General features: G+C 71.3%; 2 protein-coding genes. Both read right to left on the bottom strand.

Annotated features, from left to right (window positions below):
* Positions 1 to 187, bottom strand: a 187-nt coding sequence (locus tag ACFQ87_RS46160; protein ID WP_380617036.1) for a hypothetical protein, incomplete at its 3' end; no start/stop codon positions are given.
* A 21-nt stretch (positions 188 to 208) separates the two neighbouring features.
* The coding region (locus ACFQ87_RS46155; RefSeq protein ID WP_380617035.1) for an alpha/beta fold hydrolase at positions 209 to 976 on the bottom strand (768 nt) is incomplete at its 5' end.

Below are 976 nucleotides of genomic sequence, written 5' to 3'. Positions count from 1 at the left end.
GGCGGCCGGACCGGCCGGCGAACCCGCCGCTGAACAGCCGGGCCCCGACGGTGGCGGCGACCGCCGCAACGACCGGGGCCCAACCGAACAGATCATGGCGGGCGATCAGTGCCGCCCGGACGGTGTGGAAGCTGTTGGTCACCATGACGCAGCGGTAGTCGGGCTCGGCCTGCTCCACGATGGCCATGCTGAAGAGCAGGTTCCACTCTCAGGCGAAGCGCTCGACGGCCGCGAGGACCGCCTCCGCCATTCGCGGGCTTCCGGTGTGTCCGGCTTCGTCGATGACCGTTAGGTTGGCGTCCGGCCAGGCCTTGGCCAGCTGCCAGGCGGTTTGCAGCGGTCCGCCGAGGTCGAGCCGTCCGTGGATGAGCTCGCCCGGGATGCCGGCCAGCCGACCGGCGTCACGCAGCAGTTGGCCGTCCGTCAGGAAGGCCTGGTGCGAGAAGTAGTGCGCCGTGATCCGGGTGAAGGCCATCAGGGCGTCGGATGGGCGGTCGGAGTAGGCGTTCGGCTTGCCCAGTACCTCGTGCGCGATGACGGCGTCCTCCCAGGTGGCCCAGGCCTGGGCGGCGGCCCGGCGGACGTCCTCCTCCGGGCTGTTGAGTAGTCGGCTGTAGGCGGTGAGCAGGTCGGACACGTCGCCGTCCCGGTCGACGGCGAAGGCCTGGAACTCCTCCCAGGGGCCCGGCAGGAAACGGCCGACGCCCCGGTAGAGCCAGTCCGTCTCCTCGGGGCGGGTCATGGTCACCCCGCAGATCACGATCGCAGAGACCCGCTCCGGGTGGGCCTGCGCGTACGCGAGGATCAGGGTCGAGCCCCACGAGCCGCCGTACAGCAGCCACTTGTCGATGCCCAGGTGCTCGCGTAGCCGCTCCAGGTCGGCGACCAGGTGCGCGGTGGTGTTGTGCTCCAGCCCGGTTGACGGGTCGGCGGCGTGCGGCAGGCTCCGCCCGCAGCCGCGCTGGTCGTACTGGAC

Origin of the sequence: Kitasatospora sp. NPDC056531 (assembly GCF_042794375.1) — a bacterium.
Classification (GTDB): domain Bacteria; phylum Actinomycetota; class Actinomycetes; order Streptomycetales; family Streptomycetaceae; genus Kitasatospora.
The sequence above is the reverse complement of the archived record's forward strand: the minus strand, read 5'-3'. Positions and strand labels throughout refer to the sequence as shown.